Origin of the sequence: Maricaulis sp. (genome assembly GCF_017643475.1) — a bacterium.
In the GTDB taxonomy this organism is placed as follows: domain Bacteria; phylum Pseudomonadota; class Alphaproteobacteria; order Caulobacterales; family Maricaulaceae; genus Maricaulis.
The window spans coordinates 20,754-42,064 of sequence record NZ_JAEPNI010000003.1 but is presented as its reverse complement, the minus strand read 5'-3'; the positions used below and the strand labels follow the sequence as shown (position 1 = coordinate 42,064).

At 59.9% G+C, this 21,311-nt stretch carries 20 protein-coding genes; 8 read left to right on the top strand and 12 right to left on the bottom strand.

Annotated elements, in window-relative coordinates:
* Nucleotides 1–16: 16 nt before the first annotated feature.
* The 6 genes from rpmF to tpiA all read right to left on the bottom strand — a co-directional run bounded on the left by rpmF (nt 17) and on the right by tpiA (nt 4,982).
* Nucleotides 17–199, bottom strand: coding sequence for a 50S ribosomal protein L32 (rpmF, locus tag JJ889_RS11640; protein ID WP_291895281.1), 183 nt, complete (start codon nt 197–199; stop codon nt 17–19).
* Between the two features lie 128 nt (nt 200–327).
* Complete coding sequence (locus JJ889_RS11635) at nt 328–969, bottom strand: head GIN domain-containing protein (RefSeq protein ID WP_291895278.1); 642 nt, start codon at nt 967–969, stop codon at nt 328–330.
* A 111-nt stretch (nt 970–1,080) separates the two neighbouring features.
* Nucleotides 1,081–2,709: a CTP synthase gene (locus tag JJ889_RS11630; RefSeq protein WP_291895276.1), complete on the bottom strand. Its 1,629-nt coding sequence runs from the start codon at nt 2,707–2,709 to the stop codon at nt 1,081–1,083.
* A gap of 75 nt (nt 2,710–2,784) precedes the next feature.
* Nucleotides 2,785–3,105 (bottom strand): preprotein translocase subunit SecG, encoded by a 321-nt coding sequence (secG, locus tag JJ889_RS11625; protein WP_291895274.1) that lies wholly within the window; start codon nt 3,103–3,105, stop codon nt 2,785–2,787.
* Between the two features lie 44 nt (nt 3,106–3,149).
* A complete protein-coding gene (locus JJ889_RS11620) occupies nt 3,150–4,169 on the bottom strand; it encodes a response regulator receiver protein (RefSeq protein WP_291895271.1) in 1,020 nt (339 codons plus the stop codon).
* An 87-nt stretch (nt 4,170–4,256) separates the two neighbouring features.
* Complete coding sequence (tpiA, locus tag JJ889_RS11615; protein WP_291895268.1) at nt 4,257–4,982, bottom strand: triose-phosphate isomerase; 726 nt, start codon at nt 4,980–4,982, stop codon at nt 4,257–4,259.
* 156 nt (nt 4,983–5,138) lie between these two features.
* On the opposite strand from tpiA, the gene JJ889_RS11610 reads away from it, so the two are divergent.
* Both JJ889_RS11610 and trpE read left to right on the top strand, forming a co-directional pair.
* On the top strand, nt 5,139–7,082 hold the full coding sequence (locus JJ889_RS11610) for a SurA N-terminal domain-containing protein (RefSeq protein ID WP_291895265.1): 1,944 nt from the start codon (nt 5,139–5,141) through the stop codon (nt 7,080–7,082).
* A 71-nt stretch (nt 7,083–7,153) separates the two neighbouring features.
* On the top strand, nt 7,154–8,581 hold the full coding sequence (gene trpE, locus JJ889_RS11605) for an anthranilate synthase component I (RefSeq protein WP_366940119.1): 1,428 nt from the start codon (nt 7,154–7,156) through the stop codon (nt 8,579–8,581).
* On the opposite strand, the gene JJ889_RS11600 is transcribed toward trpE, so the two are convergent.
* Nucleotides 8,570–9,595 carry a divergent polysaccharide deacetylase family protein gene (locus JJ889_RS11600; RefSeq protein WP_291895259.1) on the bottom strand — a complete coding sequence of 342 codons (1,026 nt, stop codon included), beginning with the start codon at nt 9,593–9,595 and terminating at the stop codon, nt 8,570–8,572. The two genes, trpE and JJ889_RS11600, sit on opposite strands and share 12 nt — an antisense overlap.
* 97 nt (nt 9,596–9,692) lie before the next feature.
* On the opposite strand from JJ889_RS11600, the gene JJ889_RS11595 reads away from it, so the two are divergent.
* The 4 genes from JJ889_RS11595 (at nt 9,693) to lexA (ending at nt 13,137) form a co-directional block, all read left to right on the top strand.
* Entirely contained in the window at nt 9,693–10,283 is a 591-nt protein-coding gene (locus JJ889_RS11595; protein ID WP_291895257.1) for an aminodeoxychorismate/anthranilate synthase component II, read from the top strand.
* Nucleotides 10,284–10,526: 243 nt separating this feature from the next.
* The gene (gene trpD / locus JJ889_RS11590) at nt 10,527–11,552 is read left to right on the top strand and encodes an anthranilate phosphoribosyltransferase (protein ID WP_291895255.1); all 1,026 of its coding nucleotides are present in this window, start codon (nt 10,527–10,529) and stop codon (nt 11,550–11,552) included.
* 5 nt (nt 11,553–11,557) lie between these two features.
* The gene (gene trpC, locus JJ889_RS11585; RefSeq protein WP_366940118.1) at nt 11,558–12,352 is read left to right on the top strand and encodes an indole-3-glycerol phosphate synthase TrpC; all 795 of its coding nucleotides are present in this window, start codon (nt 11,558–11,560) and stop codon (nt 12,350–12,352) included.
* Nucleotides 12,353–12,435: 83 nt separating this feature from the next.
* On the top strand, nt 12,436–13,137 hold the full coding sequence (lexA, locus tag JJ889_RS11580; RefSeq protein ID WP_291895251.1) for a transcriptional repressor LexA: 702 nt from the start codon (nt 12,436–12,438) through the stop codon (nt 13,135–13,137).
* Nucleotides 13,138–13,140: 3 nt separating this feature from the next.
* On the opposite strand, the gene JJ889_RS11575 is transcribed toward lexA, so the two are convergent.
* Nucleotides 13,141–15,177, bottom strand: coding sequence for a ComEC/Rec2 family competence protein (locus JJ889_RS11575; protein ID WP_291895249.1), 2,037 nt, complete (start codon nt 15,175–15,177; stop codon nt 13,141–13,143).
* A 98-nt stretch (nt 15,178–15,275) separates the two neighbouring features.
* Here JJ889_RS11575 and gltX point away from each other — a divergent pair, with 98 nt between their 5' ends.
* Nucleotides 15,276–16,679 (top strand): glutamate--tRNA ligase, encoded by a 1,404-nt coding sequence (gene gltX, locus JJ889_RS11570; RefSeq protein ID WP_291895247.1) that lies wholly within the window; start codon nt 15,276–15,278, stop codon nt 16,677–16,679.
* A gap of 29 nt (nt 16,680–16,708) precedes the next feature.
* Nucleotides 16,709–18,013, top strand: a complete 1,305-nt coding sequence (gene gltA / locus JJ889_RS11565; RefSeq protein ID WP_291895246.1) for a citrate synthase — start codon at nt 16,709–16,711, stop codon at nt 18,011–18,013.
* Nucleotides 18,014–18,059: 46 nt separating this feature from the next.
* On the opposite strand, the gene lpxB is transcribed toward gltA, so the two are convergent.
* Genes lpxB through fabZ form a run of 4 tightly spaced genes read right to left on the bottom strand, consistent with a single transcriptional unit; the run spans nt 18,060 to nt 21,306 of the window.
* A complete protein-coding gene (gene lpxB / locus JJ889_RS11560; RefSeq protein WP_291895245.1) occupies nt 18,060–19,220 on the bottom strand; it encodes a lipid-A-disaccharide synthase in 1,161 nt (386 codons plus the stop codon).
* Entirely contained in the window at nt 19,213–20,076 is an 864-nt protein-coding gene (gene lpxI / locus JJ889_RS11555) for a UDP-2,3-diacylglucosamine diphosphatase LpxI (RefSeq protein WP_291895244.1), read from the bottom strand. The genes lpxB and lpxI overlap by 8 nt, the downstream gene beginning before the upstream one ends.
* Nucleotides 20,069–20,863, bottom strand: coding sequence for an acyl-ACP--UDP-N-acetylglucosamine O-acyltransferase (gene lpxA / locus JJ889_RS11550; protein ID WP_291895242.1), 795 nt, complete (start codon nt 20,861–20,863; stop codon nt 20,069–20,071). Before lpxA ends, lpxI begins: the two co-directional genes overlap by 8 nt.
* Nucleotides 20,860–21,306: a 3-hydroxyacyl-ACP dehydratase FabZ gene (gene fabZ, locus JJ889_RS11545; protein ID WP_291895241.1), complete on the bottom strand. Its 447-nt coding sequence runs from the start codon at nt 21,304–21,306 to the stop codon at nt 20,860–20,862. Before fabZ ends, lpxA begins: the two co-directional genes overlap by 4 nt.
* Between the last annotated feature and the right edge of the window lie 5 nt (nt 21,307–21,311).

The window sequence follows — 21,311 nt, the reverse complement described above, 5'->3', positions numbered from 1 at the left end:
TTACGGCACATAGACCTTAGTCGTCCTGCGGATCCAGGATCTGACGGCCGCGATACATGCCGGACTTCAGGTCGATGTGGTGCGGACGACGCAGCTCACCGCTGTCCTTGTCCTCGACATAGGCAGACGCCGTCAGGGCATCGTGGCTACGACGGAAGCCACGCTTCATCTTTGTGATTTTACTCTTAGGGACGGCCATGAGCCTCTCCACCGTGTAGAAAACTGTCTGGGGACGGCGATTTGCCATCCATTCGAGCCGCGCCGTATACCTGCTTCGCAGGGGGAGCGCAAGCACTTGCCTGCGCTCCATGCTGTCAGCGGCTTAGATCAGCCGTTGCGGTCAAAGCGGACATTGCCGCCCATCGTCTCGGAACTGTCGTGAGAGCGCGGGCTGCCATAAACAACAACGTCTCCGCCGAGAGAAGCACTGGCATCGACCGACTGAGCGGCGTGTACGCGCGCTGAGGCACCCGTGGACGTCGACACGTCAACAATCTGGCACTCCAGGTCCCGACCATCAAAAACTGCACCTGTGGAACCGCTGACGTCGAGTTCACCGCAACTTCCTGCCATAGACACGAAACTTCCGGTGCTGACATCCACCTCAAGAGCAGAAAACTCGAATCCCTCAACGTCAGCCCGCAGGCCGCGAGAGAAGTCCAGCTCGTCCAGAGACGGCACAGTGACATGCACTGTTACGTCCAGGCCGCGATTGCGACCGAACAGGCGGGATTGTTGCTCGATATAAAGGCCGTCACGGCGGACATCGATCTCAACCTTGGAGAAGTCATCGCCGTCGCCATCAAGGCGAAGCGTGTAACTGTCCCCCTGAGTTACGACCAGACGGTATCCGCCGCCCGCATTAATTCGGGAAAAGCTTTCGACATCTACATTCTGGCTGTCCTGCGCGATCGCCGTCGAGGTCATCGCTATGGCAGCCGCACTTGCCAGAAAAGCTGAGAGTTTCATTTTTCCATCCCTGTCACTATCGACACTTGTCCTGTCTGCACGCGCGAAACTAGTGCAGCTGACAATAGGATGCATCCGGGACGCGTTTTGGATGCGTCCCCCCGGGAAAAATTACACCATGCGGCTCTGTTCGAGCGCGGCACCGACAAAGCTGGCGAACAGCGGGTGCGGCTCGAAGGGGCGTGATTTCAGCTCCGGGTGGAACTGGACGCCGATGAACCAGGGATGGTCCTCGATCTCGACAATCTCGGGCAGGACGCCATCCGGCGAAAGTCCGGAGAATTTCAGGCCGGACTGCTCGAGCTGGTCGCGATAGGCGACATTGACCTCGTAACGGTGACGATGGCGTTCCTCGATGTGCGCGGAACCATAGATGTCACGCACGCGCGTGCCCTCGCCCAACACAGCCGGATAAGCGCCCAGGCGCATCGTCCCACCCATGTCCCCATCACTGGAACGGGTCTCGACTTCATTGCCACGGGTCCACTCGGTCAGCAGGCCGATGATGGACGTTCCCTTTTCGGAGAATTCCGTCGACATGGCATCATCGATGCCCGCCAGATTGCGTGCGGCCTCGATGACGGCCATCTGCATGCCGTAACAAATGCCGAAGAACGGCACCTTGCGCTCGCGTGCAAACTTCGCCGCAGCGATCTTGCCTTCCACGCCACGTTCGCCAAAGCCACCGGGGACCAGGACAGCGTGAACATCCTCGAGCGGTTCAACAGGCCCATCATTCTCGAACTGCTCACTATCGAGCCATTTGAGATTGACCTTCACACCATTGGCGATCCCGCCGTGATGGAGGGCCTCGATGAGGGATTTGTAGGCGTCCAGAAGGCCAACATACTTGCCGACAACACCAATGGTGACTTCGCCATCCGGCTCTGCAATCGCTTGAGAGATCGTCTCCCAGCGAGTCAGGTCCGGTGCTGGCGCGTCTTCCAGGCCGAAACAGCGCAAGACCTCGCGGTCCAGCCCCTGACGGTGATATTCCAGCGGCACATCGTAAAGAGAGCGCGCATCACGGCCTTCGATCACAGCGCTTTCACGGACATTACAAAACTGACCGATCTTGCGTTTGTCGCCTGGCGTGATCGGGATTTCACATCGACACAGAAGAATATCCGGCTGGATGCCGATCGAGCGCAACTCCTTGACGGAGTGCTGGGTCGGCTTGGTCTTCATCTCGCCGGCTGCCTTGATAAAGGGCAGCAGCGTGACGTGAACGAAGACGGCATTGTCGGGGCCGAGTTCCTGGCCCAGCTGGCGAATGGCCTCGAAGAAGGGCAGGCCTTCGATATCACCAACAGTGCCACCGATCTCGCAGAGAACAAAATCGACATCGCCCGCGTCAGACAGGACGAATTGCTTGATCTGGTCAGTCACGTGCGGGATGACCTGCACCGTCGCGCCGAGATAATCGCCGCGGCGTTCGCGTTCGATGATTCGCGAATAGATTCGGCCCGTGGTGATATTGTCGGACTGGCTCGCCGGCACTCCGGTGAAACGTTCATAATGCCCGAGATCAAGGTCCGTTTCCGCACCATCATCGGTCACATAACACTCGCCATGCTGATAGGGCGACATCGTGCCCGGGTCGACATTGAGATAAGGGTCCAGCTTGCGCAGGCGGACTTTATATCCACGAGCCTGCAGCAGAGCGCCCATAGCGGCGGAGGCGAGGCCTTTTCCAAGCGAGGAGACCACGCCGCCAGTGATAAAGATATAACGCGGCATGGGCCGTCTCAGTATCCGAGATTCGTTCGCGCCGAAAGACGCGATGTGAGCTTTTCAGGTAAAATTTGATACGGACTAGCCGTCGGTGGGAACCTGATCAGTTGCCTCTTCTTCGACCACCGGAGTGTCGAAGTCCTGGTCCAGACGCAGATTATCACCGGAATCAGCGCCGGTCAGAATGGCCAGAGCGATCGAGTTGCCGATGAAGACCGCAGCGAGCACCATCGTGGTTCGGGTCAGCAGGTTTGCCGCGCCGCGGCCGGTCATCATGCCACCGGCACCACCACCGCCGCCGCCACCCATACCGAGCGCGCCACCTTCAGAACGCTGAAGGAGAATAACCGCGATCAGGGCTGCCGCGACCAGAAGCTGAATGATGAGCAGTACCGTTGTCATGAAACTCGCCGTTCTCTGTCTTCGTCCACCATATAGGGACGAATTTACATGGCGGCGCGTTTTATAGCAGCTTGTTCGCCTTGGCCAGCATCATCTGCTGCTTGCGCTGCTTGCTGAGCCTGGACTGCAGCAGCGCGCGCCTGCAGGCGTTTACGCAGGCTGGCAACCGTACGGTCGATCTCGTCACGGGATTTCTCCAGGCCATCTCCATTGGCAAAGGCCGCATAGGCGCCCATCGACAATTCCTTGACCAGTTTGAGCGTGGCCGGCGAGACTTCTGCTGGATTGATTGCACCGATCTGGTCGATGAGTGCCTGGGCCACTTCCGCAGCCTCAGCGCGGTTGGCCTTGATCATCTGGGCCCGCAGCTCGCGCGCCGTCTTGGCCATGTCCTCCAGGTCCAGTTTAGGTGTCGCCCCGTCCTTGGCTCCAGACAGGAACAGCTCGACTCCCACCACAATGCGCATGGCAACCCGGCGAATACGTTCCGCGTTGACAGTCGATTTTGCCGCCTGGATCCACTGGCTTCCCTTGGCCAGCGCTTCGGTATCACCCTCGACGACAGCCTGTAGAAGATTGGGGACCTCCAGCGACTGAGCGGAGGAAGACCGGTCATTGGCCTTGCGCCGATCGGGGCCGATATAATCGCTGGTCACGATGAAACTCTTGCGTCCCTTGATCAGGGTGCGGACACGTTCTTCGGCAAACATGGTCGAGAACGGCCTCACGATGAGATCATCGGCACCGCACTCGATGGCTTTGCGGATATGCAGCGTGTCCCGGCTCCATGTTGTCAACAGGATCACGACGAAGGGGTTATTCCCCAGTTCAGAACGCCGGATTGAACGTACAATTCGAAACACATCAGCATCGGTTGCGCTGCTTTCGGCGACGATCATCAGCGGATTGCTGTCCGTGATCCCGGCCTTCAGATCTTCCAGTGTCGACACACACTCAATCTGCCGAAAACCGATTTCGAAAAGCGCATAACGCGTCGTTCGCTGGTTGGCATGAACGGGATCAAACAGAAGAACTGGGGCTCGGGCGTAGTCGGGTTCGGCCATGCGCTGGGGAGCTCCGTTAAGGCGAATACTCAGGACAAACGAATGAACATCATGGATTCAATTGGTTTCAATCGCCTTACCAGCCCCTCAACACCTTGTATTTTTTATGATGCCAGCAAAGTCCACCGGATTCAGACTGGCCCCGCCGACGAGCGCACCGTCAACGTTGTCGAGCCCGAGTATCTCTTCGGCATTCTGGGGCTTCACCGATCCGCCATAGAGGATGCGAGCATTGACGTCCGCCGGAAGCGCCGCCTTCAGAGCGCCGTGCATGGCGACAATGTCTGCTGACGAGGCCGTGCGGCCAGTTCCGATGGCCCAGACAGGCTCGTAGGCAATCTCGCACCTGTCCCCGGCATTTTCCGGAAGGGACGCCAGCAATTGCTCGGTAACGACGGTTTCGGCGTTGCCCTGCTCCCTCTGTTTCAATGTCTCGCCCACGCAGATTATCGATGTCAGCCCACCCGCGAGTACAGCTTCGGCTTTCGCCTTAACCTCGGCGCTGGTTTCCCCATGATCAGCCCGGCGCTCGGAATGTCCGAGAATCACGAAGCGCGCTCCGGCGTCCGCCAGCATGGCAACGGAAAGATCTCCGGTATGGGCGCCACTTGCACTGACGTGACAATCCTGGGCACCGATTGCGATCCCGCTGCCGTCGGCGGCTCGGGAACAGCGCTCGATCAGAGTTGCCGGAGGACAGATCAACAGCTCGGCTGGACTGTCGCCGACAGCATTCACGAGATCGTCAAAGAAGCTGAGTTGGCTACTGAGCCCGTTCATCTTCCAATTGCCAGCGATGAGTTGCCGCGCCATGTCTCCCCCAAGTTGTCGCGATGCCGATATGTTATCGAACCAGCATTACGGCGGGAGCCCATGTGAGGCAATGCTTCAACCACAGCCCAGAGCGCTTGTATCCCAATGGGTGTGTCGCTACGTTCCCGCTCTCACTATTCTTAAGGCCTGTGTACAATGCTGACCCTGCTACGAGCTTTCGCCAAATCACCCTGGGCGATTGTTATCATTGGACTTCTCGTTCTCGCCTTCGCCCTGACCGGCGTCGGAGGCGTCTTTACGGGAACCGGAACCGCGATTGCCGTCGTTGGCAATCAGCAAGTCAGTGTCAGCCAGTTCTCGCGCGCTTTCGAAAGCGAGATCCGCAATATCCAGCAGCAGGATCCGACCTTCACGCGCGAGCAGGCCCTCGCTGAAGAACGGGAAAACCAGGTTCTCAATCGTCTAATCGTGCTTGCCGCCTTTTCTGCCAAGGCTGAAGAACTTGGCCTGTCTGTCTCTGACCAGGCCTTGCTGGAAGCCGCTTCGCAGTTTGACATTTTCCAGGACCCTGCAACGGGCGACTACAGTTTTGCAGCCGGTCGCGAGTATCTGCGGCAGCTCGGCTACACACCACGTCAGTTCGAGGAAGAGCTGGCGGATGATGTGCTCAGAGCCCAATTCACCTCGACGCTGGCTGGCGGAATTTCCGTTCCCGCTGAATTTGCCAGCAACCGCTATCGAGTGACCGAGGAGCGTCGGTCCATGCGGGGATTGTTCATTGATGCTTCCACCGCAGACGCGATCGAGCCGCCCACCGATGAAGAGCTTCAGGCATTCATCGATGAAAACCGGCAAGCGACTGATCAGCTGGGCCTGCCTGTCTTCACCGGCACGGAACTACGCGGGATCACGCTCGTTCGTTTCCAGCTCGATGACTTCACTGCCAACGAGACCGTCGACGAAGAACCGCTGCGCGAGTTTTATGATTATCAGCTCGAGACGGGACAAATCGGCACGCCGGCAACACGCGGTTTCCTCCAGCTCGTCGTCAACGACACTGAAACGGCCAGCCAGGTCGTGGATCGTCTCACCGCCGGCGAAGTCGCTTTGGACATCGCCAACGATCTCGGCCTGCCGGCACCGTTTGAACAGACTGAGTCGCTTGCCTACCAGGTGCCAGATCAGGCGCTGGCTGACGCCGTCTTCGCTGCCGCCGTAGGTGAAACGATCGTCGTGGAAGGCGCCTTTGCCACCTACGCCGTACAGGTCACCAGCGGTACGGATGCGGTGACACCGTCCTTCCAGGAGCAATTGCCCGAACTGCGCCAGGCTGCTGCGCGCGAACAGGCACTCGACGTCATGTACAACACAATGGGCTTGTTCCAGGACGCTCTCGATTCCGGCGCCACCCTTGAGGAAGCCGCTGCGGCCTCGGGGAGCCCGCTGGAAATGTTCGCCCCTATGGATCGCGTCGCACGTGGTGCGGATCGTGAATTCAACTTCCCGCGCTACGCCGCTCTTTCGGCTGACATCCTGCCGTCCGCCTTCGATCAGTTCGAAGGGCTTGCGACCGATATGCAGCAATTCAATGACACCGATTTCTTCATTGTTCGCGTCGACAGCATCGTCGAAAGTCGTGATCTGGAACTCTCCGAGGTTCGCGAAGAAGCGGAAATACTGTGGCGCCAGTCCCAGATCGGCATTCAGCTACAGGCGCGCGCCGAGGAGGCCCTCGCCCAGCTCGAGGCCGGAGAGGACATGGATATTGTCGCGCTGACCTCTGGAGGCCGGGTCGAGACCGCCACACTGAAACGTGACGAAAGCGCAGGCGAATTCGCCGGGACAGTCGTTCGGGAAGCTTTCTTCGCCGAACCCGGTCAACCGGTCATCGCATCGGGAACAGGTGATGGCCTTCGGGTCATCCTCGTTGTCGACGACATTGTACACGTGGATCCGGCCGCAGCGGCACTCGGGGAGATGGGGCTGCTCAGCACGACCATTCTTGGCGAGATGCAGGAGGACATGTTGATCATGACCCAGGCAGCGCTGCTTGCAGAATATGGTCAGGACGAAGAAGGTGGCATCGACGCCCGTCTGGTTGACCAGGCACTGGGCCGCGATTCCAACGCCAACCGGTGACGCCGGCCCGAGCGCCGGTCGTAATCCCGGATTTTCGTACCGTCGAAGCTGCCTGCCAGCGCGGTGAAACCATTGTCGTAACGGCACGCCGTGCAGACGATCTACTGACACCTGTCGGGGCCTATCTGAAGCTCGCCGGCTCCTCCCCGCATACCTTCCTGCTGGAATCGGTGGAAGGCGGTGCGTGGCGCGGACGTTATTCAGCGATAGGGCTCGATCCGGATCTCATCTGGCGTTGCCGCGACGGCCAAGCCGCAGTCTGCACGGGCGAAAATCTGGTGGACAAGACATTTGAGCCGCTGGACGACCACCCCATGCAGGCCCTGCGCGATGTCATCGAAAGCGCGCGTTGCACCCTGCCTGACGGTTCAGCTCCGATCGGCGCCGGCCTTTTCGGCTATCTCGGTTACGACATGGTGCGCTACATGGAGCGCCTTCCGGAACAGGCTGCGGCGGAACCGCTGGATCTGCCAGAATCGGTCCTGATGCGTCCTCGCACGATCGTTGTCTTTGATTCCCTGAAACAGGAGATCCAGGTCTTTTGCCCGATCCGCACCGACGGGTTTACACCGCGTGAAGCCTATGATGCCGCATGCGAACGTATTGATGCCGTTTTTCGGACGCTGGCGGGCAAGATGCCCGAGATCGAACGCGCGCAAGGCGAGCTGGGCGAGATACGCTCGAACCAGTCACCGGCAACCTATATGGCTGCTGTCGACAAGGCGCGGGACTACATCCGGGCCGGCGATGCCTTCCAGGTCGTTCCCAGCCAGCGTTTCAGCGCCGATTACCCTGCAGACTCGTTCTGGGTTTACCGATCATTGCGCCGCCTGAACCCCTCGCCTTTCCTCTTCTTCTTCCGCATGGACGGGTTCGAGATTGTCGGCTCAAGCCCGGAAATTCTGGTGCGACTGCGCGACGGTGTCGCGACGATCCGCCCGATCGCCGGCACCCGCCCGCGTGGCAAGTCTCCGGCCGAGGACGACGCTTTGGAGGCAGATCTGCTCGCGGATCCGAAGGAGCGCTCCGAACACCTCATGTTGCTCGATCTCGGTCGCAATGACGTCGGACGGATTTCCAAACCCGGCAGCGTCCGCATCACCGCGCGCGAGATCGTCGAGCGCTACAGCCACGTCATGCATATCGTTTCCAATGTCGAAGGTGACCTCGCGGACGATCAGGATGCGGTATCAGCACTTTTCGCCGGTTTCCCGGCTGGCACGGTTTCCGGTGCTCCCAAGGTTCGCGCCATGGAGCTTATTGACGAGCTGGAACCTCACCGACGCGGCGTATATGCCGGCGCGGTAGGCTATTTCGGTGCTGATGGCTCGATGGATACCTGTATCGCCCTGCGCACAGCGGTGTTCAAGGATGGCCAGATGAATGTTCAAGCAGGGGCCGGCGTTGTTCTGGATTCCGACCCAGCATCGGAACACGAGGAATGCTGCAACAAGGCCGCCGCACTTTTCCGGGCTGCTGAAGACTCACTAGCGGATTGAGGCTTCCACGATTTGCTGGGATGGCGTTTCCAGCGAACGAGCGAGCTCTGTCAGCGTGACGAATTCAAAGCCGCGTGCTTCTGCCTCGGCGATCCAGCTCTCCAGCGCTTCCAGGGTTTCGTCATGCGGATGACCGATCGCTATCGCCCAACCACGCAGTGAGGCCAGCGCCTCAACCTCGGCCAGCCGGGCATTGATCGCCGCCACCTCGATGGTGTGATCAAGGAAAATATCTCGTTCCAGCGCTGTCAGACCAAGTCCGCGCGCTACCGCAGCGCCACGACTTTCTGCAGTCGTCATGGAGTCCAGGAACAGGCCCGCCTCCTGAGAAAGAGCTTCAAGAACCGGCCGCAGAGCACTGGTATCCTGCGTCAATCGACTGCCCATGTGATTGTTCATACCGATCGCGCCAGGCACGCGGGCAAAGGCCCAGCGCACACGCAGGCGCAGCTCGTCCTCACTCTGGCCTACCCGCAAGGCATGCGGCCCAGGATCTGCCAGTCCAAGTGGTTCCATCGGCATGTGCAGCAAAAGATCGTGCCCTGCTTCACGGACCTGCCGTGAAACATCACGGGACGCATCGGCATAGGGCAGCACCGCCATGGAGATCGGAACACCGAGCTCCGAAGTCCGCCGTGCAGCGTCACGATCCAACCCGACATCATCAATCACCAGAGCAATCCGTGGCGGCGTGTTTGCAGTGGGCACTGGGTAACTGGCAGGCTGCGCCTCGAGCATTTCATCAATCTCGGGCACAACGACCTGTGAGCTTGCAACCTCCTCCGGCGCAGCAAGCGCGACCAGGTCCGTCTCAGCCGGATCAGCAATCCCACTTACATACAGGCTCGGCGGATCGTAGCTCAGGGAAAACTCCGGCAGGTCCGCCGGGTCGGCCTTGCTGGTAAACGAGAAGACGATCGCACCCACACCATAGGCCGCAGCAGCCACAACACTGGCAAAAGCCGGCGTTGCAGATTGCAGAACTCGGAAGCGATTCGGATGGCGTCGTCTCATGCTGCTAGTGCGAAGGGAGTCGGTAAATCATCCGTTAAGCAGTAGCAGGGATTGGCCCTGACAACCGAAGCGCCTAGTTTGGCCGCGGAGGCCCGCAATGCTCTTGATGATCGACAATTATGACAGCTTCACCTTCAACCTGGTGCACTATTTCCAGGAGCTCGGAGCTGATATTGCTGTGCATCGCAACGATGCGTTGAGCGTCAATGAAGCGCTGGCTCTTGGCCCGTCAGCCATCGTGCTCTCACCGGGTCCGTGTGATCCTGACCGTGCCGGCATCTGTCTCGACCTGATTGCCCAATCGCCAGACGACATGCCGATCCTGGGCGTCTGCCTGGGTCATCAGTCCATCGGTCAGATCTTCGGGGGCAAGGTTGTTTCCGCCAAGGAAATCATGCACGGGAAAACCAGTCCGGTCACCCATGCCGGCACCGGTGTTTTCAAAGACTTGCCCTCACCTTTTGAGGCAACACGTTACCACAGCCTGGCCATCGAACCGAACAGCCTGCCCGCTGAACTCAAGGCCAATGCCTGGACCGCCGATGGCGAGATCATGGGCGTACATCATGTCGAGCGACCGGTTCACGGGGTGCAATTCCACCCGGAGTCCATCGCGTCGGAACACGGCCATCAATTGCTGCGCAACTTCCTGGAATTGGCTGGCACGCCACTGAAAACAGCTGCGTGAGACCCATCGCGGGCGATTGAATTTCTGCCACAGCCAGCTAGATTTGCCGGGTTCGCGAAGTTCAACCTGAGCCAGCCGGTATGCCGATCCTGAACCGACATGTCCTGAATGCCTTCACTGCCGATCCGGCAGTGGCGTCAGTCATGCCGTCATCGCGCGTTCGATGCCGTGTGCTGGATCGGCGATGGCGCAGCTTGCCCTGCTAGCCCACCCTTCTCCAGACAAACTGAACAAGAGAGAGCGATGACAGAGCTCGCTATCTGCCTGCAGGCCATGAGCCGCGGGCAACGACCGGACACGAAACAGATTGAAGCCGCCTTCAACCTCCTGATGGAAGGTGATGCGCCCGATGCCGCGATTGGTGGCTTCCTGATGGGGCTTGCCGCACTTGGAGAAAGTCCGGCAGACATCGCAGCGGGCGCTCGCGTGATGCGTGGCCGCATGACCCGGATCAACGCGCCTGACGGGGCCATCGACACCTGCGGAACCGGTGGTGATGGCAAGGGTGCCTACAATATTTCCACCGCTGCCGCGATTGTCGCTGCTGGCGCCGGCGCCAACGTCGCCAAACACGGCAATCGCGCTGCCAGTTCGAAATCGGGGTCTTCGGATGTTCTCGCGGCATTGGGCGTACGCCTGGACGTGGGCCCGCAAACGGTCGAGGAAAGCCTCGAAAAGGCCGGTGCTGGTTTCCTTTTTGCGCCAGCCCACCACAGCGCCGTTCGCCACGTGGCCAGCGCCCGCAAGAGCCTGGGTGTGCGCACCGTCTTCAACCTCCTAGGTCCGCTTTCCAATCCGGCGGGGGTCAAACGGCAATTGCTGGGTGTCTTCGACGAGCGCTGGCTTGAGCCCATGGCCGAAGCCCTGCGTGACCTGGGCTGCGAACGTGCCTGGGTAATGATCGGTGATGACGGCATGGATGAAATCACGACAACGACCACGACCCAGGTCGCTGAGCTGAAGAATGGCGAGATCACGCGCTTTGTCGTCGATCCGGCAGAATACGGCATCGCCAAGGCCAGCGAGGCAGACCTCCAGGGCGGCGATCCGGAGTTTAACGCAAAGGCGATCCGGGCCTTGCTCGATGGTGAGCCCGGCGCTTTTCACGACATCGTCGTCCTCAACGCCGGGGCCGCGCTCGTAATCGCTGACCTGGCCAACGATCTAGCCGACGGCATCACCAAGGCCAGGGCCGCTATCGTTGACGGACGTGCCCGTAAAACGCTCGAGCAGATGATCGCAATCACCTCGCAGGGGGTCGACGCATGAACCAGATGCCTGACGCACTTGCGCGCATCACCGCCTACAAGTTGGACCATATCCAGGCCTGCAAGGCGCAGCGTTCCTATGAGGACATCGCCGCGCTCGCTGCCGATCAGCCTCCGGTGCGCGGCTTCTTCGATGCACTTCGACGCGATGCGCGCGAACGCGGCCTGGCCCTTATCGCCGAGGTCAAGAAGGCCAGCCCCTCCAAGGGTCTTATCCGCGAGGACTTCAATCCTCCGGTACTGGCCAAGGCCTATGAAGACGGTGGAGCCACCTGCCTTTCCGTGCTGACTGATACGCCAAGCTTCCAGGGTGATGACAGCTTCCTGGCCGCGGCACGCGATGCCACCGGGCTTCCCGCGCTGCGCAAGGACTTTCTCTATGACCGCTACCAGGTCGCGGAAGCCCGAGCGCTCGGCGCTGACGCAATCCTGGTCATCATGGCGGCCGTTGATGATGCCTGTGCCCGCGAGCTCATGGATGAAGCCGACAAGTGGTCACTCGACGCGCTTGTGGAAGTCCATGACGAGGCGGAGCTGGACCGAGCGCTCGCCCTAGAGGCACCGCTGATCGGCGTCAACAATCGTGACCTGCGGACATTCGAAACCTCGCTCAGCACTTTCGAGCGTTTGTCCACACTCGTGCCGGACGACCAGTTCATGGTAGCCGAAAGCGGGATATTCACGGCTGATGATGCTGCGCGGCTGAAGCTTTCAGGCGCCGGAGCCTTGCTGGTCGGCGAGAGCCTGATGCGTCAGACTGATGTCGAACAGGCAACGAAAACGCTGATGGCGGCCTATTAGCCCCTGTTGACGACAAAATAGAACACATGTAGAACACCCATCAAGTTGCCGCTTTGTTCCGGCGAATTGGAGGGAGTCGAGCTGTGCTGACCCGCAAGCAACATGAACTGCTTTTGTTCATCCATGAGCGCATCAAGGAAACCGGTGTCTCACCCTCCTTTGACGAGATGAAAGGTGCACTCAGCCTGGCCTCGAAATCCGGCGTTCACCGCCTGATCACGGCACTGGAAGAACGCGGTTTCATCCGCCGTCTTGCCCACCGCGCCCGCGCACTGGAGGTCCTCAAGCTTCCCGAAAGCGCCGCCGCTGAAAACACCGAGGAAAAATCAGCCGATCTTGGTCCCAATGTGGTGCGCGCTGATTTCACAGGCCAGGGTGCAGCCCCCTCCGATGATCGCGGCACGATCGAGGTTCCCATGCTGGGGCGTATTGCTGCCGGTGTTCCCATTTCTGCCATCCAGCACGAAACCGATCGCCTGCCCGTCGCGGCTGACATGCTGGGCAATGGCGAGCATTTCGCGCTCGAAGTGAACGGCGATTCCATGATCGAGGCCGGTATTCTCGATGGTGACACGGTCCTCATCCGTCGCTGCGATGTGGCCGATACAGGCGACATCGTTGTCGCGCTGGTCGATGACGAGGAAGCCACGCTGAAGAAGCTGCGCAAGAAAGGCGGGTCTGTCGCGCTTGAAGCGGCTAATCCGGAATACGAGACCCGTATCTTCCCGCCACACCGGGTGAAGGTTCAGGGCAAGCTCGTCGGCCTGCTGCGTAGCTATCACTAGATTTCAGGTCTGCCAGGGCCAGCTGGTTTCCGCCGCATCCACATAGCGGATACGGGCGACACCGCTGTTGTTGAGCCAGACCAGGGCATTGCCGCGTTCGGCGAGTTCAGACAGTGCAATGACCGGACGCCCGCATCGGCGCCCAATCCAACGCGGTGTGTCCGCGGAAAGCACGACCAGGTCGGCGCGCTCGCAATCCTCCTGCAAGGCCTCAATCCGACTGGGCACTGCAATGCGCAGATAGTCGGTTTCAAGCAGGCAACCCAGATCATCACAGGCCGCCCTCTCCCCGGTTTGCCCCGCCATGGCAGACCGCTCCAGGAAGACCTGGCGCCCGAACCGGCCACGACGCAACGTGTTGGCGGTCCATCCCTCGCCCGACCGAGCTACCACAACCCCATCGGCGCTGATGAAGACATCCGGTTGCGGCCAGAGCGCCCAGAGTCCGACCAGCGTCGCAGCCACGCCGCCCGCGACAAGACGGGCCAGCAGCCCGCGCCCCAGGATCAACAACGCTGCGAGAGCGATATAAAGCGCCAGCCACCACCCCGGAACAGACGGCACGGCACGCGCCGCTGTAGGCAAGGCCTCGATCCATCGTGAGATACTGAGAATGGTGTTAAGTCCCAGCTCCATCAGAGCAAAGGCCGGAGCGTCCAGTCCCACAGGCATCAGCAACAGCCCCAGAACGCCCGCCGGCATGACCAGGAATGAAAACACCGGCATCGCAAGCAAATTGCCCAGGAGCCCGTAACTGGCCAGGCGATGGAAGTGGAAAGCACCGATAACTGCCGTAGCGGTTCCGGCCACAAAACTTGTAAGCGTCAGTTCCCAGAAAGGGCGCAGGAAACCGGGCAATCGCCGTTCCATGACATCCTCTCTGGAACGTCGCCATTCGTGAACGGCAATAAGGGCCCCCACCGCGCTGAAAGACATCTGGAAGCCGGGTGAGATCACACTTTCAGGCTGGATCAGCACGACAGCCCCTAACGCGAGCGCAAAGGATTGCAGGGAAAACGCTCGTCGCCCCGCGATCATCGCTCCCAGTGCCACCACGGTGACGACAAAAGCCCGCTGTGTCGGAATTCCGGCACCGGAAATCAGCAGGTAGGCGACCGAAACCACCAGAGCAACAATCGCGGCGAGTCGCGCCACATCCTGTCTGCGTGCGAGCCGATTAATAGCGGAAAGCCCGAGACGAACCGCAAAGAAGGTTCCGCCGGCCATCAATGCCATGTGTAACCCGGATATCGCCAGAATATGGCCAAGCCCTGCCACGCGAAGGCTTTCCGCCGTCTCCGGGTCAATGCCGGAGCGATCCCCGACCAGCAGCGCTGCTGCGATTCCTGACGCCGGTCCGTTGATGCGAGCACGAATGGTCTCGGCCATGTCATATCGCCAGCGGGCCAGTAAACGTGGCGGACCCCGCCGGTCTTCGTCTTCCAGACGCTCAGGCAGAGACAACGCCCAACCCGAACCGCGTATTCGTTGGAACCAGGCGTAATAACGCCCGTCATATCCACCCGGGACCACCGCGCCCCGCGGCGGTTCAAGCATGGCGGACAGGGACAGCCTGTCTCCCGGGCGGGCCTCGCCCGGACGAGCCAGCACACGCACGCGGTGCCAGCGATCCGCCTCCTCGATCCTGATGATAAGACGGGAGCGACCAGATCCGCTGCGCTCGATCCGCTCCAACCAACCGGTGATCTCGTTGCGCCCGGACAACTGATGCCCGGGCAGAACGCTTTCAATCGAGGACAGGCGCATGTCCGAAACCAGCAATCCCGAGGCTACTCCTGTAAGGATCAGGGCCAGTTTTCGAAGTTCGGGGAGCAGGAAAAGTGCGGCAAACCCGCACAGAGCCATGACCTTTGCCCCCCCGGTCCACACTGAGCCAGGGCGTTGTCCGGCCGAGAAATACAGCACAGCCCCGGCTGCCAGCCCGAGCGCGAGCAGGAGGGCTGGTGCGACCGGCCGCGTATGCGTCGGCGGATCCAGGACTGCTTTCAAACGCTTGAACCCGTGCACACCAAGAGACATGTCTGTGCCTTCGCTCTATCGCTCGAGGAGTTAATCATGCTAACACCTGAATTCCTTCCTTGCAGCGCAACATGATTTCGCAGGTGCAACAAAACCAAATGACGATCCGAACTCGCTTCGCACCTTCTCCGACGGGCTTTCTGCACATTGGCGGCGCCCGTACCGCCTTGTTCAACTGGTTGTTCGCCAAACATCATGGCGGCGAGTTCCTGCTGCGAATCGAGGACACGGACCGCAAGCGCCTGACCCAGGAAGCCGTTGATGCAATTGGCGAAGGACTGGAGTGGCTGGGCCTGGACTGGACCGGTGATGCCGTGTCGCAATTTGCCCAGGCTGATCGCCATGTCGAGGTTGCCAACGCTCTGCTCGAACGCGGCAAGGCATTCCGCTGTTATCTGAGCCCGGAAGAAACCCAGACCCTGCGCGACAAAGCGTTCGAGGAAGGCCGCGCCCTTCGCTCACCCTGGCGCGACAAGCAGCCGGGCGCGGAACAGGACGGACAGGCTTTCACCATCCGTTTCCGCGCCAGTGATGACGATACCGTGATCGAAGACGCTGTGCAGGGCACGGTGAAGTGGGCTGCCAAGGATTTTGATGATCTTATCCTGCTGCGCAGCGATGGCACACCGACCTATAATCTCGCGGTTGTTGTGGATGACCATGACATGGGCATCACCCACATTATTCGCGGTGATGATCACCTGGTAAACGGTGGCCGCCAGAGCCAGATCTATGATGCGATGGGCTGGGAACGCCCGGTTTTCGCGCATATCCCACTGATCCATGGTGATGACGGCAAGAAATTGTCCAAACGCCACGGCGCACTGGGCGCTCAAGAATATCGGGACCAGGGTTATCTATCTGAAGGCATGCGCAATTACCTGCTGCGCCTCGGCTGGGCCCATGGTGACCAGGAATTGTTCACCGACGAGGAAGCCATTGCGGCCTTTGACATGGGCGGCCTGAACAAGGCCCCGGCTCGCATGGATTTTGACAAGCTCGCTCACATCAACAGCCACCATATCGGCCTGGCCGATGATTCTCGGCTGCTGGAGCTGAGCTGGCCCTGGATTGAGGGCCTCGAGGAACGGCTCGAGGACCTTGAAGTGATCAAGGCGCGTTACATGCGCGCGATGCCGGTATTGAAAACCCGCGCATCAAGACTGGATGAGTTGGCTCAGCAAGGCTATTTTCTGATCAAATCTCGTCCATTCGTATTTTCCGGCAAGGCCGCCAAGGCGCTCAAAGAAGACGCAAGAGAACGTCTTAACCGCCTTTTCACCACTCTGTCCGACACCACGGACTGGACAGAAGAGGTGCTGGCAAAGGCCCTGCAGGATTTCGCCGACGCTGAAGAGGTTGGTTTCGGTAAAGTAGGTCAACCGCTCCGCGCGGCTTTGACCGGAGGGGCACCCGCCCCCGATCTGGCACAAGTCATGGTCTTCCTCGGCCGCGACGAAGCGCTGGATCGCATCAAAGATCAAATGTCGCAGGGCAGCTAACTGCCCGCCACGCGTAGAGGGAAGACGTCATGGAAAGCAAAGCAAAGCCGAACGGCTCCGCCACCCTGAACTATAATGGCCAGAGCATCGAACTGCCGGTCTTCAGCGGTGAGATCGGGCCGGATGTCATCGATATCCGCAAGCTGTACGCCCAGACCGGGGCGTTCACATATGATCCGGGTTTCACCTCGACCGCCAGCTGTGAAAGCCAGATCACCTATATCGACGGCGATGAAGGCACACTTCTTTATCGCGGCTACCCGATCGACCAGCTGGCCGAACAATCGAGCTTCATCGAGGTCTGCTACCTGTTGATGAATGGCCGTCTGCCGGAACAAAAAGAGCTGGATGATTTCGACTGGACGATCCGTCGCCACTCCATGCTGCATGACCAGTTCGAGATGTTCTTCCGCGGTTTCCGCCGCGATGCGCATCCGATGGCCATCATGGTGGGTACGGTCGGCGCCCTCTCGGCCTTCTATCACGACTCAACCGACATCAATGACCCCGAAGCGCGCACCATCGCCAGCCATCGCATGATTGCGAAAATGCCGACAATCGCCGCCCGCGCTTACAAGTATGCCATCGGACAGCCTTTCATCAGCCCGCGCAACGAGCTGGACTATGCCGCTAACTTCCTGCGCATGTGTTTTGCTGTTCCGGCCGAGGATTATGAAAGCAATGCGGTTCTCGCCAAGGCGATGGACAAGATCTTCATCCTGCACGCCGACCACGAGCAGAATGCATCGACGTCCACGGTTCGCCTGGCCGGTTCTTCCGGTGCCAACCCGTTTGCCTGTATCGCAGCCGGCATCGCCTCCCTGTGGGGGCCGGCACACGGTGGTGCCAACGAAGCCGCGCTGAACATGCTCAACGAGATCGGTTCCGTCGACAAGATCCCGGAATACGTTGCCAAGGCCAAGGACAAGTCCGACCCGTTCCGCCTGATGGGCTTTGGTCACCGCGTCTACAAGAATTACGATCCGCGTGCGAAAGTCATGCGTGAAACCTGTCACGAGGTCCTCGACGTACTGGGCGTTCGCAATGACCCGACCCTGCAGGTCGCCATGGAGCTGGAGCGCATCGCGCTGGAAGACGAGTATTTCGTCGAGAAGAAGCTCTATCCGAACATCGACTTCTATTCTGGCATCACGCTGAAGGCGATGGGTTTCCCGACCGAGATGTTCACCGTTCTCTTCGCCCTGGCACGTACGGTCGGCTGGATCGCGCAGTGGTCAGAAATGCTGGGCGATCCGTCCCAGAAAATCGGCCGCCCGCGCCAGCTCTTCACCGGCGCCCAGTCCCGCGACTACGTCCCGCTGGGCAAGCGCTAGGCTTTACTCGGTACAAGAAGAAGGCCGCTCAATCGAGCGGCCTTTTTTATTGGGTCAGTTCAAACACGGTCTGCGCCGCATTCTCGCTGGCATCGCCCTCGCCGCGCAGTTTGTCTGTCGCGGCTGCCAGTTCACTGTGCAGGCGTTCTCGGCGTTTCGGGTCATCGAGAAGTGCAGAGACTTCCGCGGCCAGCAGACCGCCGCGGCAGCGGGTCTGGACAAATTCCGGGACCAGCATTTCATCAGCCGCGATATTCACCAGGCTGATATAAGGCGCTTTCATGATGTTGAAGGCTCGGATAATCGCCCAGGTCAGCCAGCCCAGCTTGTAGGCCGTCACGGTTGGAACGCCAGCGGTCGCGAGCTCGGTAACAACGGTCCCAGAACAGGCCAACGCGACGTCGGCGGCAGCGAAGGCATCGGTTTTTTCAGCTTCATCAACGATGACAGCGCCAAACTCACTGCGCGCATGGTCCAGGACAGGTGCGAGCTGGTCCTTCACGGCACCAGCGACGATTATGATCGGCGTCACTTCGCGTTCCGCCTTCAATTGCTCCAGCGAGGCAACAAAGGCCGGCCCGATACGATCGATTTCCGATTTCCGACTCCCGAACAGGACCAGGACGGTGTGGGCATCGGCAGCTATCCCATGGCGAGCGCGGAAGGTTGCGCCATCCCCCGGTTCGATCCGATCGAGTGTGGGATTGCCGACAAAGGTCACCGGCAGGCCGAAAGGACGATAATAGCGCTCGTCGAAACTGAGAATGGACATGAGATGGTCCACCGTTTCGGCGAGGGTCTTGGCGCGACCGGGACGCGTCGCAAACACCTGCGGACCGACATATTTAATCAACTTGATGGAAGGATCTGCTTCGCGCACGCCCTGAGCGACACGCAGCATGAACCCCCAACTGTCAATCAGCACGACCGCGTCGGGTTTGTGTCGGATGATATCCGCGACAACTTCGGCGACACGTTCCTTGATGCGCGAAAACGCCTTGAGTCCGTCGAAAAAACCCAGAATGGAGAGGCCTTCGATACTCACTGTAGAGGGCACGCCCCCCTCTGCCATCGCCTCACCGCCCATGCCGCGAAAACTCACGCCATTACCGTATCGCGAACGCATTGCCTTGATGAGGCCGGCGCCGAGTAGATCGCCGGACCGTTCCGCTGCGACCACATAGATCAGCGGAGTGTCCTCACTCATCCGCCGGCTCCACGATCGCCAGGAACATGTCATGTTCGCGAAGGGCGGCCTCAACGGCATCTCGATTGACGATGAGGGCCGCACCCTCCTGCAGGGCGATACCGGCAAGGCCTGCCGCAGACGCACGCTCGATGGTCTCCACACCCATTGTCGGCAGATCGATTCGACGCTCCTGGATCGGTTTGGGCATTTTGGCGAGCACGCCGCGTCGCGCCTGCGGTGTTCCACGGACCTCAGCCCGAAGGCCGGCGACCCGTTCCAGCATTTGGTTTGTGCCTTCCTGGGCTTCCACGGCTAGAACCAGCCCATCGGCGACCACAGCGCCCTGACCGATATCCAGACGGCCGATTTCGCGCGCGACAGCACAGGCCTTTACGACATCATGCTGGTGTTCGGGTACTGATTGGGAATTGAAGCCGGCTGCGGCATCCGGTGTCAGGCTCTCGAGCACCTCGTTCGCGCCAACAACCTTGAAACCCTGTGTTTCAAACTCGCCGACGACCACCCGCAACAGCGCATCATCACCCTTCCGTCCAGCGGCCAGCGCCTTGGGCACCATGATCATGCCACGCGCATCCAGTTTGAGTGTTTTGATGTCAGGGCGCTGAATGTAACCAGCAAAACAGACGGCGTCACAGCCGCCGGCTTTCAGGGCCTTGCAGATCGCACCGATCTGCCCGACTGAAAACTGCGCGGTCTCGAACTCGGGAAATTCGCGGTCCACAAATCCGGTGAGTTCGACAACCAGCGGGGATCGTTCAGCTTCGGCCTCGGCAATGAGTCTGGGAAGGTCACCCCCCCCCGCCAGGATACCAAGGCGTGACCATCTGCCAGATATTGCCGGAGACTCAGCCATTGGGCATGCAAAGCGAGCGTTTGGCATCCGCCGCACGAATGAAGTTGATAATTTCCATCACCGGAGCATTCTCAGAGTAGTCCCGGGCCACATCGTCCAGTCGTTCCTGAAACGTACCCTCCTCCGCGAAGAGCAGTCGATAGGCTGTCCGCAACTCGCGCAGGGTTTCCCGCGGCATGCCTCTGCGTTTCAGACCGACAACATTCAGTCCCGCAAGATGCGCATGATTGCCGATGACCGAACCATAGGGAATCACATCCGCGGTGACCATGGCCATCGCCCCGATGAAGGCGTGACGCCCGATGCGGCTGAATTGATGTATTCCTGCATAACCGCCAAGGATGACGTGGTCCTCGATGTGACTGCAGCCGCCAATGGCCGCGCCATTGGCGAAAACCACACGATCGCCCACCTGGCTGTCGTGAGACACATGTGCGCCGACCATAAAGTATCCATCATGGCCAATGCGCGTGGCCCCGCCGCCGACACTTGTGCCGGGGTGCATGGTGACATTCTCGCGCATTACATTGCGATCACCGATAGTCAGCGTCGTATCTTCGCCCTGATACTTGAAATCCTGCGGAGGGTGGCCCAGGTGCACGCCGGGATAAAGGACACAGTCATGCCCAACCTCGGTCAACCCGGCTACCGTCGCGTTTGAAATGACACGCACGCGGTCTTTCAGAACGACTTTAGGACCAATTACACAGAAGGGACCGATCTCGACGTCCTGGCCGAGTTCAGCAGCCGGATCAACGACCGCAGACGGATGGATCTTGGCACTCATGAGTGGGGCATCGCCTTGGCTGCAAACTCTGCCTGAACGGCTTTGACACCATCAGCGTAGACTTCGCCGGAAAACTTGAACACGCCATGGCGTGCAACATTCACCTTAACCGGCATGCGCAACATCATTCCCGGGCGCACGGGAGCCCTGAACTTCACCTTGTCAGCACCCATGAAGAAGACCGTGGCATCCGCAGGAGAGGCTTTGAGCGTCTTGTACATGAGAACCGCGCCTGCCTGCGCCATGGCCTCGATCATCAAGACGCCGGGCATCACCGGATTGCCGGGGAAGTGGCCAGGGAAAAAGGGCTCGTTAAACGTCACTCCCTTGATGCCTGTAATGCTCTCACCTTCGACATAGTCCTCGGCTGCATCGATTAGCAGAAACGGATAGCGATGCGGCAGCAGAGTCTGGATTTCAGCGCTCTCAATTCGGTCACTCATGGTGG

Coding starts and splice junctions, on each gene's coding strand:
- rpmF (WP_291895281.1), bottom strand. CDS start 199: ATGGCCGTCCCTAAGAGTAAAATCACAAAGATGAAGCGTGGCTTCCGT.
- JJ889_RS11635 (WP_291895278.1), bottom strand. CDS start 969: ATGAAACTCTCAGCTTTTCTGGCAAGTGCGGCTGCCATAGCGATGACC.
- JJ889_RS11630 (WP_291895276.1), bottom strand. CDS start 2,709: ATGCCGCGTTATATCTTTATCACTGGCGGCGTGGTCTCCTCGCTTGGA.
- secG (WP_291895274.1), bottom strand. CDS start 3,105: ATGACAACGGTACTGCTCATCATTCAGCTTCTGGTCGCGGCAGCCCTG.
- JJ889_RS11620 (WP_291895271.1), bottom strand. CDS start 4,169: ATGGCCGAACCCGACTACGCCCGAGCCCCAGTTCTTCTGTTTGATCCC.
- tpiA (WP_291895268.1), bottom strand. CDS start 4,982: ATGGCGCGGCAACTCATCGCTGGCAATTGGAAGATGAACGGGCTCAGT.
- JJ889_RS11610 (WP_291895265.1), top strand. CDS start 5,139: ATGCTGACCCTGCTACGAGCTTTCGCCAAATCACCCTGGGCGATTGTT.
- JJ889_RS11600 (WP_291895259.1), bottom strand. CDS start 9,595: ATGAGACGACGCCATCCGAATCGCTTCCGAGTTCTGCAATCTGCAACG.
- JJ889_RS11595 (WP_291895257.1), top strand. CDS start 9,693: ATGCTCTTGATGATCGACAATTATGACAGCTTCACCTTCAACCTGGTG.
- trpD (WP_291895255.1), top strand. CDS start 10,527: ATGACAGAGCTCGCTATCTGCCTGCAGGCCATGAGCCGCGGGCAACGA.
- trpC (WP_366940118.1), top strand. CDS start 11,558: ATGCCTGACGCACTTGCGCGCATCACCGCCTACAAGTTGGACCATATC.
- JJ889_RS11575 (WP_291895249.1), bottom strand. CDS start 15,177: ATGTCTCTTGGTGTGCACGGGTTCAAGCGTTTGAAAGCAGTCCTGGAT.
- gltX (WP_291895247.1), top strand. CDS start 15,276: ATGACGATCCGAACTCGCTTCGCACCTTCTCCGACGGGCTTTCTGCAC.
- gltA (WP_291895246.1), top strand. CDS start 16,709: ATGGAAAGCAAAGCAAAGCCGAACGGCTCCGCCACCCTGAACTATAAT.
- lpxB (WP_291895245.1), bottom strand. CDS start 19,220: ATGAGTGAGGACACTCCGCTGATCTATGTGGTCGCAGCGGAACGGTCC.
- lpxI (WP_291895244.1), bottom strand. CDS start 20,076: ATGGCTGAGTCTCCGGCAATATCTGGCAGATGGTCACGCCTTGGTATC.
- lpxA (WP_291895242.1), bottom strand. CDS start 20,863: ATGAGTGCCAAGATCCATCCGTCTGCGGTCGTTGATCCGGCTGCTGAA.
- fabZ (WP_291895241.1), bottom strand. CDS start 21,306: ATGAGTGACCGAATTGAGAGCGCTGAAATCCAGACTCTGCTGCCGCAT.